19 protein-coding genes, 3 tRNA genes and 2 pseudogenes are annotated in these 16,407 nt (G+C 45.2%); 18 read left to right on the top strand and 6 right to left on the bottom strand.

The window, feature by feature from the left end:
* The first annotated feature begins 518 nt into the window (after positions 1–518).
* From tdcB to JL661_RS05640, 9 genes are all read left to right on the top strand, one after another.
* Entirely contained in the window at positions 519–1,505 is a 987-nt protein-coding gene (gene tdcB / locus JL661_RS05600; RefSeq protein ID WP_004240287.1) for a bifunctional threonine ammonia-lyase/L-serine ammonia-lyase TdcB, read from the top strand.
* A 32-nt stretch (positions 1,506–1,537) separates the two neighbouring features.
* Positions 1,538–2,866, top strand: coding sequence for a threonine/serine transporter TdcC (gene tdcC, locus JL661_RS05605; protein ID WP_004904012.1), 1,329 nt, complete (start codon positions 1,538–1,540; stop codon positions 2,864–2,866).
* A gap of 147 nt (positions 2,867–3,013) precedes the next feature.
* The gene (locus JL661_RS05610) at positions 3,014–3,634 is read left to right on the top strand and encodes a nitroreductase family protein (protein WP_004240289.1); all 621 of its coding nucleotides are present in this window, start codon (positions 3,014–3,016) and stop codon (positions 3,632–3,634) included.
* A gap of 217 nt (positions 3,635–3,851) precedes the next feature.
* Entirely contained in the window at positions 3,852–4,511 is a 660-nt protein-coding gene (locus JL661_RS05615; protein WP_004240290.1) for a response regulator, read from the top strand.
* A gap of 33 nt (positions 4,512–4,544) precedes the next feature.
* A complete protein-coding gene (gene uvrC / locus JL661_RS05620) occupies positions 4,545–6,392 on the top strand; it encodes an excinuclease ABC subunit UvrC (RefSeq protein WP_004240292.1) in 1,848 nt (615 codons plus the stop codon).
* A gap of 208 nt (positions 6,393–6,600) precedes the next feature.
* Positions 6,601–7,149, top strand: a complete 549-nt coding sequence (gene pgsA, locus JL661_RS05625; RefSeq protein WP_004240294.1) for a CDP-diacylglycerol--glycerol-3-phosphate 3-phosphatidyltransferase — start codon at positions 6,601–6,603, stop codon at positions 7,147–7,149.
* A gap of 142 nt (positions 7,150–7,291) precedes the next feature.
* Positions 7,292–7,367 (top strand) — tRNA-Gly (locus JL661_RS05630).
* A 1-nt stretch (position 7,368) separates the two neighbouring features.
* Positions 7,369–7,442: transfer RNA gene (locus tag JL661_RS05635), tRNA-Cys, on the top strand.
* 6 nt (positions 7,443–7,448) lie between these two features.
* Positions 7,449–7,535, top strand: a tRNA-Leu gene (locus tag JL661_RS05640).
* A gap of 128 nt (positions 7,536–7,663) precedes the next feature.
* Here JL661_RS05640 and JL661_RS18720 read toward each other — a convergent pair.
* From JL661_RS18720 to JL661_RS05660, 4 genes and pseudogenes are all read right to left on the bottom strand, one after another.
* A pseudogene (locus tag JL661_RS18720) lies at positions 7,664–8,037 on the bottom strand (site-specific integrase); the annotation flags it as partial.
* Positions 8,024–8,218: a hypothetical protein gene (locus JL661_RS18640; RefSeq protein WP_062772950.1), complete on the bottom strand. Its 195-nt coding sequence runs from the start codon at positions 8,216–8,218 to the stop codon at positions 8,024–8,026. The gene JL661_RS18640 and the pseudogene JL661_RS18720, both read right to left, overlap by 14 nt.
* Positions 8,219–8,367: 149 nt before the next feature.
* On the bottom strand, positions 8,368–8,511 hold the full coding sequence (locus tag JL661_RS05655) for a hypothetical protein (RefSeq protein ID WP_165894507.1): 144 nt from the start codon (positions 8,509–8,511) through the stop codon (positions 8,368–8,370).
* Complete coding sequence (locus JL661_RS05660) at positions 8,489–8,980, bottom strand: hypothetical protein (RefSeq protein ID WP_036423267.1); 492 nt, start codon at positions 8,978–8,980, stop codon at positions 8,489–8,491. The genes JL661_RS05655 and JL661_RS05660 overlap by 23 nt, the downstream gene beginning before the upstream one ends.
* 793 nt (positions 8,981–9,773) lie before the next feature.
* Between JL661_RS05660 and JL661_RS05665 the strand changes: the two genes are divergently transcribed.
* Both JL661_RS05665 and JL661_RS05670 read left to right on the top strand, forming a co-directional pair.
* On the top strand, positions 9,774–9,953 hold the full coding sequence (locus JL661_RS05665; protein ID WP_004240713.1) for a hypothetical protein: 180 nt from the start codon (positions 9,774–9,776) through the stop codon (positions 9,951–9,953).
* Positions 9,954–10,122: 169 nt separating this feature from the next.
* On the top strand, positions 10,123–10,461 hold the full coding sequence (locus JL661_RS05670) for a hypothetical protein (protein ID WP_223302406.1): 339 nt from the start codon (positions 10,123–10,125) through the stop codon (positions 10,459–10,461).
* A 22-nt stretch (positions 10,462–10,483) separates the two neighbouring features.
* Here the strand turns inward: JL661_RS05670 and JL661_RS05675 are convergent, their stop codons facing one another.
* Positions 10,484–11,056, bottom strand: a complete 573-nt coding sequence (locus JL661_RS05675) for a hypothetical protein (protein WP_247709578.1) — start codon at positions 11,054–11,056, stop codon at positions 10,484–10,486.
* A 212-nt stretch (positions 11,057–11,268) separates the two neighbouring features.
* Between JL661_RS05675 and JL661_RS05680 the strand changes: the two genes are divergently transcribed.
* The 7 genes and pseudogenes from JL661_RS05680 to cas6f all read left to right on the top strand — a co-directional run bounded on the left by JL661_RS05680 (position 11,269) and on the right by cas6f (position 15,948).
* Positions 11,269–11,697, top strand: coding sequence for a hypothetical protein (locus JL661_RS05680; protein ID WP_004904249.1), 429 nt, complete (start codon positions 11,269–11,271; stop codon positions 11,695–11,697).
* A 189-nt stretch (positions 11,698–11,886) separates the two neighbouring features.
* Positions 11,887–12,054, top strand: coding sequence for a hypothetical protein (locus JL661_RS05685; RefSeq protein WP_004240708.1), 168 nt, complete (start codon positions 11,887–11,889; stop codon positions 12,052–12,054).
* Between the two features lie 147 nt (positions 12,055–12,201).
* Positions 12,202–12,570 carry a CopM family metallochaperone gene (gene copM, locus JL661_RS05690; RefSeq protein ID WP_062772952.1) on the top strand — a complete coding sequence of 123 codons (369 nt, stop codon included), beginning with the start codon at positions 12,202–12,204 and terminating at the stop codon, positions 12,568–12,570.
* A 364-nt stretch (positions 12,571–12,934) separates the two neighbouring features.
* Positions 12,935–13,543: a type I-F CRISPR-associated protein Csy1 gene (locus JL661_RS05695; RefSeq protein ID WP_247718681.1), complete on the top strand. Its 609-nt coding sequence runs from the start codon at positions 12,935–12,937 to the stop codon at positions 13,541–13,543.
* Positions 13,533–14,354 (top strand): type I-F CRISPR-associated protein Csy2, encoded by an 822-nt coding sequence (locus JL661_RS05700; RefSeq protein WP_062772958.1) that lies wholly within the window; start codon positions 13,533–13,535, stop codon positions 14,352–14,354. The genes JL661_RS05695 and JL661_RS05700 overlap by 11 nt, the downstream gene beginning before the upstream one ends.
* 13 nt (positions 14,355–14,367) lie before the next feature.
* A pseudogene (gene csy3 / locus JL661_RS18725) lies at positions 14,368–15,322 on the top strand (type I-F CRISPR-associated protein Csy3).
* Between the two features lie 68 nt (positions 15,323–15,390).
* The gene (cas6f, locus tag JL661_RS05710; RefSeq protein ID WP_032099201.1) at positions 15,391–15,948 is read left to right on the top strand and encodes a type I-F CRISPR-associated endoribonuclease Cas6/Csy4; all 558 of its coding nucleotides are present in this window, start codon (positions 15,391–15,393) and stop codon (positions 15,946–15,948) included.
* A gap of 102 nt (positions 15,949–16,050) precedes the next feature.
* Here the strand turns inward: cas6f and JL661_RS05715 are convergent, their stop codons facing one another.
* On the bottom strand, positions 16,051–16,383 hold the full coding sequence (locus tag JL661_RS05715) for a hypothetical protein (protein ID WP_225310057.1): 333 nt from the start codon (positions 16,381–16,383) through the stop codon (positions 16,051–16,053).
* Between the last annotated feature and the right edge of the window lie 24 nt (positions 16,384–16,407).

Below are 16,407 nucleotides of genomic sequence, written 5' to 3' on the forward strand. Positions count from 1 at the left end.
AAATCAGGATTGTAATGAGTAAAAAATATTCAAATCGTTAATAAACAAATAGATATAATATTTATAGTGATTTGAATCACATTGCATTTTCAGGATTGTTAAAAAAATCAGGATATTTTGCTGTAAGATGGGGCCTTGGTAAGATTAATTTTTGTCAAAATACATGCCCTTTTTTACGTGGTGGGATCATTTATACGTCTTTTTACGCAGTGATTCTTTAACAATAATGCAGCATTGATAACAAAAGATGGGAAAAAGATTGCGTTGCGCAACCAAATGTTAATCCGATTGCTGTTATTTAACAAATAATCAACATTAAGTTATTTTCATTTAACTTGAAATGAAATATAAAACATTAAAAAAGACAGAAAACCGAAAGAAGTTTGGATTGGATCACACGTTGAGAAAGTTTTTCGGGAATATTTTAAAAATATGATTTGAAATACAGTTGTTTTTAAATTTGTCGGTATAGTTAGACTTAATTTTAATATATATAAAAAGATAGGACGAGGTTTGTCATGATTACATACGATCTGCCGGTAACCATTAAAGATATCATTGATGCACAAAAAACCATCAGAGGACATGTCTATAAAACGGGTATGCCGAAGTCCAATTATTTAAGTGAAAAGTGCAACGGCACAATCCACTTAAAATTTGAGAACATGCAGCGCACAGGTTCATTTAAACTCCGTGGTGCATTTAACAAGTTAAGTTCGCTGACACCAGAAGAAAGAGCACAGGGCATCGTTGCCTGCTCAGCCGGTAACCATGCTCAGGGCGTTTCTTTATCCTGCGCTATGTTAGGTATCAACGGCAAAGTTGTTATGCCTACCGGTGCACCAAAATCCAAAATTGCAGCAACCTCAGATTACTCTGCGGAAGTTGTTCTGCACGGTAATAACTTCAATGACACGATTGCTAAAGCAAGAGAGATCATTGAGCAGGAAGGCCGTATCTTTATCCCGCCATACGATGACGAAAAAGTGATCGCAGGCCAGGGGACTATCGGTCTGGAAATCCTTGAAGATCTGTATGACGTCGATAACGTTATCGTTCCAATCGGCGGCGGCGGTCTGATTGCCGGTGTTGCAGTTGCTCTGAAATCCATCAACCCGACTATTAATGTGATCGGTGTCCAATCTGAAAACGTTCATGGTATGGAAGCATCATATCGTGCTGGTAAAATCACGACCCATCGTGATGCCGGTACTGTGGCAGATGGTTGTGATGTTTCGACTCCGGGCAGTATCACGTATGACATCGTGAAAGAGCTGGTGACAGACATCATTCTGGTAACAGAAGAAGAAATCCGCGAAAGCATGATTGCGTTAATCCAGCGCAACAAAGTAGTGACCGAAGGTGCCGGTGCACTGGCGTCTGCTGCGATTCTTAGCGGGAAACTGAAAAAATATATCGAACACAAGAAGACAGTCAGCATCATTTCCGGCGGGAACATTGACCTGACTCGTATCTCTGAAATTATTGGTACCCACGAAAAATAATATTTGCATAGTCTTTTAAAAGGAAAAGCAACATGAGTACTGACAAAACCCAGATTCCGGCTGAGTATAAAAGCTGGCGTAAATCGGACACGACCTGGACACTCGGTCTGTTCGGTACTGCTATAGGTGCAGGGGTACTATTCTTCCCGATCCGTGCCGGTTACGGTGGCCTGATCCCGATTCTGATCATGCTGGTTCTGGCATATCCGATTGCGTTCTTATGTCACCGTGCATTAGCACGTTTATGTCTGTCAGGCAAAAATCCGTCAGGCGATATCACAGAAACTGTTGAAGAGCACTTTGGTAAAGGCGGTGGTGTTGTTATCACTTTCCTGTACTTCTTCGCAATCTGTCCGCTCCTGTGGATCTACGGCGTAACCATCACCAATACCTTTATGGCATTCTGGGAACAGCAGCTGGGCATGATGCCGCTGAACCGGGGTGTGGTTGCACTGATTCTGCTGTTAGCAATGGCTGTCATTATTTACTTCGGTAAAGATCTGATGGTCCGCGTCATGAGCTACCTGGTATTCCCGTTCATTGCCAGCCTGGTGCTGTTATCTCTGGCTCTGATCCCTTACTGGAACACAGCCGTATTTGAAAGCGTGAACGCAGACAGCTTCCAGCTGTTCGGTCACAGCGGTATCCTGGTAACAGTATGGCTGGGTATTTCCATCATGGTGTTCTCTTTCAACTTCTCACCAATCGTATCTTCTTTCGTGGTATCAAAACGTGAAGAATACGAAGCGGCGTGCGGTAAAGATTTCACCGAGCAAAAAGTGAACAAAATCATCTCCCGCGCAGGTTTACTGATGGTGGGTGTGGTTATGTTCTTCGCATTCAGCTGCCTGTTCGCGCTGTCTCCGGCTAACATGGCTGAAGCGAAAGAGATGAACGTTCCTGTTCTGACTTACCTGGCTTACCACTTCAACAACGTGGGCGGCGCTAACGGTACTCTGGCGACTATCCTGGTCTGGGCTGCACCAATCATTGCACTGGTTGCAATCTTCAAATCCTTCTTCGGTCACTACCTGGGTACTCTGGAAGGTATGAACGGTCTGTTACTGAAATTTGCGTTCGGTGGCGACAAAAACAAAGTCAGCGTTGGTAAACTGAACCTGATCTCTATGGTGTTCATCATGGGTTCTACCTGGTTCATCGCTTACATCAACCCGAACATCCTGGACCTGATTGAAGCAATGGGTGCACCAATCATCGCATCACTGCTGTGCTTACTGCCAATGTATGCTGTTAACCGCGTACCGGCTCTGAGCAAATACAAAGGTCAGGCATCTAACTACTTTGTTACCATCATCGGTCTGCTGACCATCGGTAACATCGTGTTCAAACTGTTCGTATAATTCTGCTGACAGTTAATGACTGAAAACCCGCACTCACCGGAGTGCGGGTTTTTTTTTGCGTTGTAATCGTGACCCCGCATCCGGAATCAAATTCATGTTATGGTAAATAAATCATCCGGATAATAAATGGAATAAACAGGAGTCTGTATGAATGTTATTGATGCCGTGCGTCAGCGCAGAGCAACCAAGAAGTTTGATCCTGATTTTGTGATCCCGCTTAACGAGAAGAAAGCACTACTGTCACTGGCGATGGAAAATGCCCCGAGTGCCTTTAACCTTCAGCACTGGCGGCCGCTGCTGGTGGAGGATCCGGCACAACGCCGCAATATCCGCAAAGTGGGCTGGGATCAGCCGCAGATGACGGACGCCTCCATGCTGGTGATTTTATGCGGTGATGTGGCAGCCTGGAGTTCCCGTCCCCGTGAAATCTGGCGTGATGCCGACCCGCTGGTGCGGGATTTTATGGTCAATGCGGTTGATAACTACTATCGCGGTAAACCGGAAACCCAGCGTGATGAAATTATGCGCAGTGCCGGTATTTTTGCCCAGACGCTGATGCTGCTGGCAAAAGCGCAGGGCTATGACAGTTGTCCGATGGACGGATTTGATTTTAATGCGGTGGCTGAAGTCATTGATCTGCCGGAAAACTATGAAATCTGCCTGATGGTGGCGATTGGTAAATCCGCCGGTGAGCCTTATCCGCGTATCGGTAAACTGCCTTTTGATCAACTGGTCAGCATTGACCGTTTTCATCCTGATATGCCGTAACATTATCTGCCTGTCTCCGGCTGCTGTCTCCCGGCAGCCGTCTCCTTTCATGTCCTCTGTTTCTGTTGAATCATCACTGCAATCAATTTTTAGTCGTGAGATATATTTATAATATTCAGCCTGTTACCGGAAGAATGTCATCTTTATTAAATAACGGTTTAACCAGGCCTTGTATAATTTACGGTAAATTTATTGAAAATTCAGAAAGGAGTTCTGTGTGATTTCAGTATTGGTGGCAAATTCGAATGAATTTTACCGTGCAGGGATTGGTGCCATTATCACGGCAACACCGGGTATGAAAATGGCGGGGGAGGTCAGGGACAGCACCGGTGCAGTGCGCTGGTGCCGTGATAATCATGCGGATGTGGCATTGCTTGATATTGGTTTTCCGGTGATGAGCGGCCTGGAAGCTGCAAAAAAAATCACCCGCTATACCTCAGAAACCAAAGTGATTATCCTGACAGATGAACACAGCCTGATCTCACCGTATAAAGTGATGAACAGCGGTGCGGCGGGGTATTTGTATCAGAGCAGTGACCGTGAGGATTTACTGCACGCCATCCGGATTATCAGCCGGGGCCAGCGCTATGTGGCACCGGATATCGCCCAGCAGACCATTCTTGACACCCGCCTGCATGCACATGACAGCAATCCGCTGGATAAACTGAGTCACCAGGAGCGCCAGGTGATGGTTATGATAGCGCAGGGCATCAAAGTCACACAAATTGCCGACAAAATGTGTCTCAGCAGCAAGACGGTGAACAGTTATAGATATAGAATATTTAATAAGCTGAATATTAATGGTGATATTAAACTCACCCATCTGGCACTGCGCTACGGACTGATCCATATTGACAGCGTGGTGCCGGATGAATGAATAAACACTGAGAGCAGAGAGTTTGTACCCTGTATGGAAAAAGCGGTTGTAACTGAATTCGATGCGAAAGCATTTTTAAAAACTGTGACCAGCCAGCCCGGTGTATACCGGATGTATGATGCTGAAGGCACAGTGATTTATGTCGGGAAAGCCAAAGATTTGAAAAAACGGCTTTCCAGCTACTTCCGTACGCAGGTTTCGGGAAAAAAAACCGAGCAGCTGGTTAAGAATATTGCTCAGATAGATGTCACAGTGACGCACACGGAAACAGAAGCGTTGCTGCTGGAACACACCTATATCAAAAAATATCAGCCGCGTTACAACGTGTTGTTGCGCGATGATAAATCCTATCCGTATATCTATCTGAGCAGCAATGACAAACACCCGCGGCTGGCTGTTCACCGCGGGGCCAAACACGCCAAAGGGGAATACTTCGGGCCGTTCCCGAACGCCTATGCCGTGCGTGAAACGCTGGCGCTGATGCAGAAACTGTTCCCCGTCCGTCAGTGTGAGGACAGCGTCTACCGCAACCGCTCCCGCCCGTGTCTGCAATACCAGATTGGCCGCTGTCTGGGGCCGTGTGTCAAAGGACTGGTAAGTGATGAGGATTATGACAGAGAAGTGAACCTGGTCCGCCTGTTCCTGGAAGGTAAAGATCAGCAGGTGCTGACAGAACTGGTGGAAAAAATGGAGCAGGCCAGTCAGGCTCTGCGCTTTGAAGAAGCTGCCCGTCTGCGCGATCAGATTCAGGCTGTCCGTGCTGTCACTGAAAAACAGTTTGTTACCGGTTCCGGAGATGACCTGGATGTAGTGGGTGTTTATTTTGATGCCGGTCTGGCCTGTATTCATGTCCTGTTTATCCGCAACGGCCGCGTGCAGGGTAGCCGCAGTTACTTCCCGAAAGTCCCGGCAGGTACTGAGCCGGACGAAATCGTACAAACTTTTATCGGCCAGTTTTATCTCCAGGGCAGTGAGAACCGTTCATTACCGGATGATATTCTGCTGGATTTCCCGTTACCGGAAAAAGAGATTATGGAAGAAACCCTGTCTCAGTTTGCCGGCCGGCGGATCCTTATCCAGCCGAAACCGCGCGGCGACCGTGCCCGTTATCTGAAGCTGGCACACACCAATGCCGTGACCGCGCTGATGACAAAACGGGCGCAGCAATCCACTATCGCGACACGTATGAAAGCCCTGTCAGAACTGACCGGCATTGAAACCATCAATCGTATGGAATGTTTTGATATCAGCCATACCATGGGAGATCAGACGGTAGCTTCCTGTGTGGTTTTTGACAGCAACGGGCCGGTGAAATCGGAATACCGCCGTTACAATATCACCGGTATCACGCCCGGGGATGACTATGCGGCGATGGATCAGGTGCTGCACCGCCGCTACGGCAAACATATCGGCAATGAAAAAATCCCCGATATTATTTTTATCGACGGCGGTAAAGGCCAGCTCGGTAAAGCGATTGAAGCCTTTGACGGCCTGGACGTGGACTGGGATAAAAACAGACCGAAACTGATCGGCGTGGCAAAGGGCAGTGACCGCAAAGCGGGTCTGGAAACCCTCTTTTTTGCCGCCTCCGGGGAAGGGATGGCGCTGCCGCCGGACTCACCGGCACTGCATGTGATCCAGCATATCCGTGACGAATCCCACAACCATGCGATCACCGGTCACCGGCAACGCAGGGCAAAAGTTAAAAACACCAGTGCGCTGGAATCGATAGAAGGTATCGGGCCGAAACGGCGGCAGATGCTGCTCAAATACATGGGCGGATTACAGCCGCTGCGTAACGCCAGCATCGATGAAATCGCCAAAGTCCCGACTATCTCGTATGCACTGGCGGAAAAAATTTTCCATGCACTTAAGCATTAATAAACAGGGCTTATCTGTGCGGCGGATAAGAGAATTTTTTCAATAACAGCGGTGAGTTATCTGTAACTGTGGTAGTATGATGTTATCCGGTAGGATTGCGCAGAACCTGAAAATCACGCAACAGGCCCCGGAATCAGCGGGGCGGTAATATGTGCCGGCAGATGCGCAAGCGGCTTTTTCATCTGACTTATAAAATAATGGCTCCGTTATGCGATTAAATATCCCTACATGGCTGACTCTGTTTCGCGTTATCCTGATACCGTTCTTTGTCCTCGCCTTCTATTTGCCGTTCAGCTGGGCACCTGTTGTCAGCGCCGCTATTTTTGTCATTGCTGCGATGACAGACTGGTTTGATGGTTTTCTTGCCCGTCGTTTAAAACAAACCACCCGTTTCGGGGCCTTTCTGGATCCTGTCGCTGATAAAGTGATGGTGGCGACCGCTCTGGTGCTGGTAACAGAATACTATGCGGTCTGGTGGATAACGCTGCCTGCTATCACAATGATTGCCCGTGAAATTATTATTTCATCACTGCGTGAATGGATGGCTGAGCTGGGCAAGCGCAACAGCGTTGCGGTTTCCTGGATGGGTAAAGTCAAAACCACGGCACAAATGGTGGCACTGGTGGGGCTTATCTGGCGGCCGAATGACCTGACGGAAATTGCTGCTTTCATCCTTTTCTACATTGCAATGATCCTGACTTTCTGGTCTATGTTCCAATATTTACGCGCTGCATGGGCGGATTTGAGTGAAGCCTGATCGATATGCTGTAAAAAACAGCGAACGATCATTTTTCATGAATTAAGCGGTTGACTCACAGCGTGAAATCAGTAGAATGCAACGCATCCGAACGACACAGCGGTTTGCGAAAACAAATAAGTAAATCAGTAAGTTCAGAGATGCGGGAATAGCTCAGTTGGTAGAGCACGACCTTGCCAAGGTCGGGGTCGCGAGTTCGAGTCTCGTTTCCCGCTCCAGGGCGCGTTGGCAGAGTGGCCATGCAGCGGATTGCAAATCCGTGTACCTCGGTTCGACTCCGGGACGCGCCTCCATATTCAGCCCAGATGGTGAAATCGGTAGACACAAGGGATTTAAAATCCCTCGGCCGCAAGGCTGTGCGGGTTCAAGTCCCGCTCTGGGCACCATACAGAAATTCATTGATTTATCAGTGAGTTAGAGTTAAAAGAGAGCGACCTTTATGGTCGCTTTTTTTGTGACTAAAATCACACTTCGCTACTGTTTCGCTATTAACTTTCGCTATTAACTTTCGCTATTAATCCCCTTGTTTTGTTCTGTTTTTTGGGCCGCCGACGACCGGTACAACCTGAACTTTTCTGTCATATCTGGCTGTCTGAGTAATGCTTTTATGCCCGGATATTGTTTGTTTCTCCTGCAGCGTTCCTTCCAGATCTGATATGCCTTTGGCCTTTAAATCGTGGACAGTAAAATCAAATGAGACATCGGGATAATTTTGAATGGCAGCCTCTCTGGCCATCAGCCAACGGCTGTTAAATCCATCCCTGGTATATTTCCCCCATTCTGTTGATGGACAACATAAAGGCAAGATATTCCAGGTTTGTTTGGCAAGGTTTCAGCCATTTTTATGACTTTAGGCAATCTGTCAGTCCAGCCTTTAATTTGTTTCTTGCGGGAACCCCGGAAACGGAAACCATCTTCGCGGATAAGGGGGGATGTCGTTTTCATTCAGCAGACCGGCATCATTTGCTGTGCAGACCATGCCGATAACGGTAGTGTTGACGGTGCGGATTGGCCGGGAACCGTTATTGTGCTCAATAACGCGTACACCGTGGTAATATTTTTGTGACATAGAAATTCCCTTTATTGAGATTTTCTATGGTGTTATTGGTGTGGTTTTGTGTCGTGTTGCCGGTGTTGCAAAAGGCGGGAATACAACAATCAGTCCTGACATTGCGGGCATAAAAAAGCTCCGGAAGGAGCCTGTTTTCAATAAATGAATCAGATAGGCTTAGTGACAACCTGACCGGACTGTTCGGCTTTTTTCTTAGCCAGCAGGAAACGCTGAAGCATTGCATTCTTCTGCGCTTTGATAGCGGCATAGTCAATCTCAGTGTTTTTCTTAGTTGTCCGTTCGTATAACATAACAAGCCCCTTCTATATGTGCGTCCAGATTTCTGGCTGCGGCATAGCGTCTTATAAGTTTATCGTATACACGACGTAACTCTTCGCGGTATGCCTGGAAAGTTAATATCCGGATATCTTCAGTTTCAGCTATCCGGAGAATGATGTCAACTAATGTACTATAAAGGTAAAGTGCCTCTGACGCGGTAAGATCCGGTGCGCCGGGCGGCTTTTCAAACATGGTGTCACATTCTTTATTATTTTCAGCGTCAATATTATAAAAACTGATAACGCTGATGGTGAGGGTAATTAGTTCATCACCAAATAATTTATAAAGAATATTATTGTCAGACTCATTTTTGCAAAAAACTAACCGGAAGGTTATCCGGCGGGTATCATCACCAGAGAAAACGTAATTAATATCTGTGTATCTGAATACATCAAATCCCTGTAGTTCATCATGTAAAATGTAATGCGAATGACGCGGCATCTTAAACTCGTGTTGTTTGTGTTATGCCGGAAATAATACATTAATATTTATGTTATCGTCACCCGGGATGTGTGTTTTTTGTTAGAAAATAATTTTTATGGGGATGGAATACTTACCTTATTTACTGGTTTATATTATAATTATTTTAAAATCAATTAGTTGCTTGATTTTTGTAATGATTTTTGTAATGTGGGGCTTGATTTACATTTACTCTTGATAACAAATTCCGGACGAAACATATAATTTATTAAATGAACTTTGCGTTTGGCTTGTTCTGCTACGGATGAGGAAAGGGCTGTGATTTATGCAGAGGAGGATGGTTTTGTGGTGCATGAAATCTCGGTTTAATTCATGCATGCGATAGACATATAAAATAAAATCTTAAAATAGATTATATATTTAATTTATTCTGTGGGAATTAATGGATAATCAGGCGAACAAATTTTTAATTTTCATTTATTTTAATGTACATAATTATTATTTTTTATTGTTATTTTTACCAAAAATATTTTTTGTAATGAGGAAAAATGAAACGTAAATTTTGTCATCGGTGTTTTGCTTAAACACAACCCCCTACCCACGGCGATAGTTTGATGATTAAATGATAACCCGGAATTTTCAGACCAGTAATCAAGAGATAAATCATGCAAAATAAATACATTATGACCATTTTGATTAGTACCTTACTGTCAGGCTGCTCTGCGTTTGATAATAATCACGGGACTAATTGGGGAAGTGGTACTTGCCGGAGCCATCCACTGATGAGATTGCAGCGTCAGGGCATCTTAAAATCATGGATGGCAGGACACTGAAATGTCAGTTGCGCCCTTATGTCAGTAATATGGCCTGTCAGGGCATTACGGATAGCACGAACGCAGACGGCATGGTTTGTCAGGATGCATCAGGAAAGGGAATGTTATTTATCTTTGATGATAACGGTGTGCTCAAAGGGCATAAGTCGCTGCAGAATTGAACCGGAATGAAGCACAGAAAATACAGAGGTATCAGTTCTCTCATCAGGTCAAATCCTATTCCATATCGCCAATTCTCTTTGCTAATATCACTATAATACTAAAACCACTGATGACCGGGGACAGACACGGAAAGCTCCGTTAAGGGATGAACATGAAAAAAGTTTATTTTTGATTTTGGGAATTATGCTGATTGGCGGCTGTCAGGCACCGGCAAATAACAGTGCAACAGACGGGATGTCTGAAAAATGGGGAAACTGCCTTATCCGTTATTCTGCCGGGCAGGCACTGACAACCACTGACAGCAAAAAAACAATTACCGATAACGCGTATAAGAATTGTAAGAAAGAAATGAATGAAGCGGTGGATATGCTGGTTGAGGATATCTCAGCGGATAGCGCAACTAAAGCAGCCGCCAGAAAAAAGGCGTTTGAGATGATAGAAGAAGGGTACAGACAAGAGATTGTTCCTGAGCTCTATAATGCTATCGATGAAGTCAGAAAATTATAACAGCACAAAAATTACTGTGCTGTTATGACCCCGGATGTAATATCCGGCACCTGAATTCTGCAGGTGCCGGTGTTTTCTGAAATGCCTCAAGGCAGGTGATTTTCTCAGTCAGATTTTTTCTTTCATCACAGGATAATAAATTAACAGTATTATCAGTGAGCAGAGCGGAATGGTAATAACGCAATGCTGTTTGTAAATCCTCACCGGAAGGGGCGCAGCTGCCCGGGGTATTCTTATTATCCGTCAGCATCATAAGATTTGCATCGGTATAATTTATAATCATCTGAGGTGACGGATAACGAAGCATATTCTCAGAAAAGAATTTGATAGCGGATGTGTAATTTTTATTATGCATGGCATCAAATGCCAGATCGTTAAACTCTGAAAACAACGGGTTATCCAGCGTGATCTTTGCCTGTCTGAGGCTGGAAATTACCAATTTTGCATTTGCTGCATCCGGTGGAGAGCGCAGTACAGCCGGACCGGTATCAGCTGAAGCAGAAAGGGAGATGCTCCACAGAAATAACACCGAAAATAACTGTTTCATTATGCAAAAATAGCCTTTTATTGATTGCCTCTTCTTAAGATTAATCAATTAGTGATCTTATGTAAATATCTGGTCCTAAAGTGAAGTGGTTTTATTATTTTTATGCGGGATATACCGGAAAAGGAGAAATGGCAAAGTAAACAAGTGAAAATGAAAATATCATGTGTCTGACTTTAGTCAGTCATGAGTGCATAAATAATATATAATATTTGATGGTGTTTATATTGAAAAACGGAATAACAATACAAAGCCAGAGGTGTATGATGGATAATTCATCACCGGATAATGTTCAGATCCGGGAGTTTGTGGAACGCTTAAAAACGGTGACAGGGTCGCGTTTTTTTCATTATCTGAATGATAAGCAAGTTAAAACCACGTGTCTGATGTGCGGGCATAATGGCAGGCAGGTTATAGATGAAACAAACTATACGACAGCGCAGGACCGGCTGGATAACAAACCTCCGCGTACGTTCGTCACATTTTATTACCACACTCCGGGGATTCCGGCAGACAGTATAAACCATTATTATTATCGTCTTATCTGTGATAACTGTGGTTTTGTTACTCAGCACAGCGCCAGATATGTCATAAACTGGCTGGATGAAGAAGCACTCCGGGAACAGCATCTGTCGGATGCTGAATGGGTAAATATGCCGGAACCGGCTACTGCAGAACCGGACGAAGAATAACTGCACATATAATACCGGGGGATAACGCCCGGTTTTTTCTTTTCTGTATTCCTTTGACTGCGTTTTTAATCACCATCTTCTTGCTTTGCCATCAAAATATTGTGATTTTTAAGAACTTTACTTTGCCTTAGCGGCAAGGTTCAATGTCATACGCAGAATTACCTGCAGGAAAAGGTGAACGGAGGATATATGGAAGATGGTTTAATGGTTATTGCGGGACTGGCGCTTGTTGCCGCAGCTGCAGGTCTGGTAAAGCCTTCTCTTGTGGGGATGAAGAGCCGTGTTGGCGCGGTATTGGGTTATCTTATTATTTTCATTATTTTTTTAGTACCTGCATTAATACTGATGCCCGACTGACAGAATAATATCTGAATTGTTCAGACATTGTGGAGAGAGCTTTATTAAATGTAAATATGGTAAAGTTATTTCTTATCACATTGACCTTTCCCTTAGGGCAACCTTTATGATTAATTCCATCAACCAAATACGAAAAAGGAATTAATCATGAAAAAAACACTTATTCTCACTGCTCTGTTATCCGGCGTTATGACATTCGGTGCCGTGGCAAATCCGGTATTATTAAGTGGTGATATGCATGCTGTTACCACTCCGGTGCAGAAAGAGCTGGGTGATTCTATGATGCGTATGCATGATGATATGGCAAAAACATTATCTGAGCAAAATGCGGATATTGCATTTGCTGAAGGTATGATTGCACATCATAAAGGAGCTGTTGAAATGGCTCAAATTGAACTGAAGTATGGTTCAGATCCGGAAATGCGTAAGTTAGCTCAGGACATTATTGATGCACAGGGACCGGAAATAAAGCAGATGCAGGATTGGCTTAAAAACAATAAGCCAGTAAAGAAATAAATATTTAATAATTACGGCATATCTTTTCGGATATGCCGTTTTTGTATTATTGCTGTTAATTTTATTTATTAAATTCCATTCAGATCGCAAAAAAAACACACCGGTACGTAAAAATCACAATGCTGGTAGACAATCCCCTTTCAAAGACATATTAAATATCCCGTCAGTTGATGAAGATTCATTCAATGCCGGATTGAATTTTCAATATTATTGTCAAATTAAATTATTTTAAGAAAAGGATATTCTATGTCGGACCCGGAAATTACTGCATTTTTTACAAAATATCAGGAGTCAAAAAAAAATTCCTGAGTTTTCGCGTCTGCAATGGCTGTCTGATGCGGCAGGACGCGCGGAACAACTGTCATTGACGACACATCCGTTTGCTTTTACACATCCCTGTGCCCGCAGGAATCGCTATGGCAAAGCGGGAGCGATACTGGCGGAGGTTAAAAAGAAAAATGATGGCTTTCTGCGATCCGGTAATGTGGTTGTTCCGCAGGATGCTGAGGGTAATGCTGCTGCACTGGAAATATATACGTTTCTGATGCTGAAAATGCAGGATGGAAAAACATTACTGACACATTTGTGTGAGGAAAGTGAAACGGCAAAGAAAATTCTGGGCAGTGAAAATTACCGGGAGCTGCGTGCCGGTTTTTTACAGATATTCTCCGAGGATAAAATACCAGTAACAAACTCTAAGATAAAGCAGGTTTTTTTCCCTGTGCCGGATAAAGAATGCAATGCGGGTTATCATTTACTGTCAGTACTGACTCCGTCGGGGTTATTATTTGAGTTATACCGCCGGCTTGGTAAATCCGGTATATTCCCGGGGCATCTTGTTGTCATTCATATCGGCGGGTCTAAACCACAAAATATTTCTGCACTTAATATGCAGAATAAAGGGAAAGCCTGTTTATTATTATCTGTCCCGCCGGGAGCCGTCACTACCGGAGGTCGTTACAATGTCCATTAATTATCTGCTGCTGAAAAATATTCTTATCCGGAATGCCAATGCGTTATCCGGTGCACTGATAGCCGGTTTTCCGGCAGTTACTGCCTGGCTGGGATTTATTCATGCGCTTGAGCGAAAAGTGAGGAAAAAAGGGTTTCCGTCCGTCAGGTTTAATCACACCGGTATTATCTGTCACCACTGCCATTTACAACTGTATGCCGAACCCGGCGGAGTAATATATTCCGCATTAAACAGGCGTAAACCGCCGGATAAAAAAGGCAGAAACCCATCACTGGTTGAGGAAGTGTATTGTCATCTCAATGTTTCACTGCTTATTTGCGGCGGGAATATACAAGATAAAAATAAGGAATTCCTCACTGTGGTATCTGAAACAATAAAAATGCTGAAAATTGCCGGCGGGGATATTACAGATTCCGGTAAACAAGAGACCGGCTCTTTTCCCGACAGTAAACCGCGATGGTGTGAATTGCGGCAATGTATTGCTTCGGGATATGCATTACTGGAGCGGCGGGATGTCATGGTCAATGCAATGAACAGCGGAATGGATGCAATGGAGGCATTACTGAAATATACCACTGCTCCCGGTTCGGTGCTGATCCCGGTCGTCACCGGATATCAGGGACTTTCCCCGCCGGGAATAGCGAAAAATGCCAGGGCAGAAGGTATACCCCACCGTTTTGCGGAAAGTGTTATTACCTTAGGGGAATTCCGGCCGGTGGATAAATTGCGGGATCCTTCGGATATGTTGTGGCGTTATCACTATTTACCTGACGAGAACCTTTATCTGTGTCAGCAGGGAAAACACGATTAACGGAAAAGAGAAAATGACCGGATTCAGGAATATACCGTCTGTTTTATCATTTTCAAAAAAACTGATCCCCTCTGACGGTATTTTTTCCGGAACATCACAGCATCCGGATTCACGGGTTACTCCGCTGACAATACAGACGAGAACTGTCCGGGGAACATTTGCTTTCCGCCGGAAAAACGGGAGGGGAAATGAAAAAATATCCGGACAGAACATTAATGATCCCAATATTCAGTCTATGGATTACTGCATGCTGGAAGCTGAACAAAATGTAATCATATTTAGCTTCTCACTGAAAATTACCGGTGGGCTGAAATATCCTGCTGCCTGTAATAATGAAATATTCCGTCAGCGCTATCAGGCGGTAATAACGGATTATCTGGAAAGAGAGCATTGCCGTGAGCCTGCGCGGCGATATGCACATAATATTGCCTGCGGACGTTTTTTGTGGCGGAACCTGGTTGGCGCAGAGCATATTGAGGTGGTTGTGGATAATCTCAGCGCGGAAAAAAAAACAGCAGTGGATATTTGATGCACGAAAGTACAGCCTTCGTCATTTTGAGCAGACGGATAATATAGCCGGCGACCTGGGGAGACATATTGCCGCAGCACTGAGTTGCGATGATGGTGCATTATTACTGGCTGTTTCAGCCAGAGTGATAACCGGAAAAGGGCAGGAAATTTATCCTAGTTGTGAATTTGTGATGAATAAAAGAAAAGGGGGGAGCAGCCGGATACTCTGCCATATTGACGGCACTGCGGGAATGCATTCACAAAAAATCGGCAATGCTTTGCGCTCAGTGGATACCTGGTATCCGGCCTTTTCTGATTTAACCGCAGGGGCGGGCGTTATCGCGGCCGATCCCTATGGCGCGGTCACACATCTGGGGGCAGTATTTCGTCCGCCGGGGTCAGGGCAGGATTTTTATACACTCTTTGAAAAATGGGTCAGCGGAAAAAAAACTCGCTGAACATGAAGAAAATTATGTCGTGGCAGTGTTAATTCGCGGCGGTGTTTTCGGTGGTGGAGGGTAAGCGGATGCGATTTTATCAGACAATCACGATTTTGCCGGATGCACTGATATCGGCAGTATTTCTCCGCCAGCAAATCTGGCGGCAGCTTCACCTGATACTGGCAGAGAATAAAACCGGTGAAAACAGCAGTGCTGTTGCTGTCGCATTTCCGGATTACTGCCGCAAGCCGCAGACACCGGGGAACCGTCTGCGGTTGCTGGCCGGGGATTACCCTTCTCTGGCGGAATTGGGGCTCTCTGTACGGTTAGCTGCTTTTTACCCGTATATCCGGTTAAGCGGGATCTTACCTGTGCCGGAAAAAACGTTACCGGTCAGTTACATCCGTGAACATGTAAAAGGGTTACGCCGTTCTCAGACTGCGGGTGCCGGGCGGTTATTTATCCCGGAAACGCTGCCGTTTATCTGGACGAAATCGTTGTCAGGAGGCAGACATCACCGGCTATTTCCTTTTTTTATCCGGAAACTGGATGCAAAATCTGCCGCAGAAGGGCGGTTTACCTGTTACGGACTGAGTCATAAGAGGACTGAAAGCGGGAGGGTGGCGACAGTGCCTCACTTTTGAGGTGATTTACTGCCATAACGGCAGCTCAGAAATAATTATGATAAAAAAATAATGCACTGCCGGAAATGCCCCCGCACATATGCTGGCAGGGGCGGCAGCTGACTATTGCGGAGGAAAACCGGCTGGGGCGGGAGTAGTGCTGGTGCTGTGTGAACCGGGATCAACAGCAAAGTGTATGTCGGAGGAAAACCGTTTTTTCGGTGCCAGCTCCCATACCACCCGCACCGGAAACTCACCGTATTCTGTTGGTGTACCGTGCAGAATACCGGTTCTGTCGTTAAAACTCAGGCCGATATTGCGCTGGAAATAAATACCGGGAATGGTTACTGCCCGGCCATCGTCCAGCGTTGCGGTTACCGGTGAACTGAACGATTCGGATAACCTGGCGCGGCAGATTTTGACACGGATTGCCGGTTGTCCGGAAGGCTGAGTCATTGTTGCCGGAGCCTTACTGTCAGG

It is taken from the genome of Morganella morganii (genome assembly GCF_019243775.1).
GTDB classification, from domain to species: Bacteria; Pseudomonadota; Gammaproteobacteria; order Enterobacterales; family Enterobacteriaceae; genus Morganella; species Morganella morganii.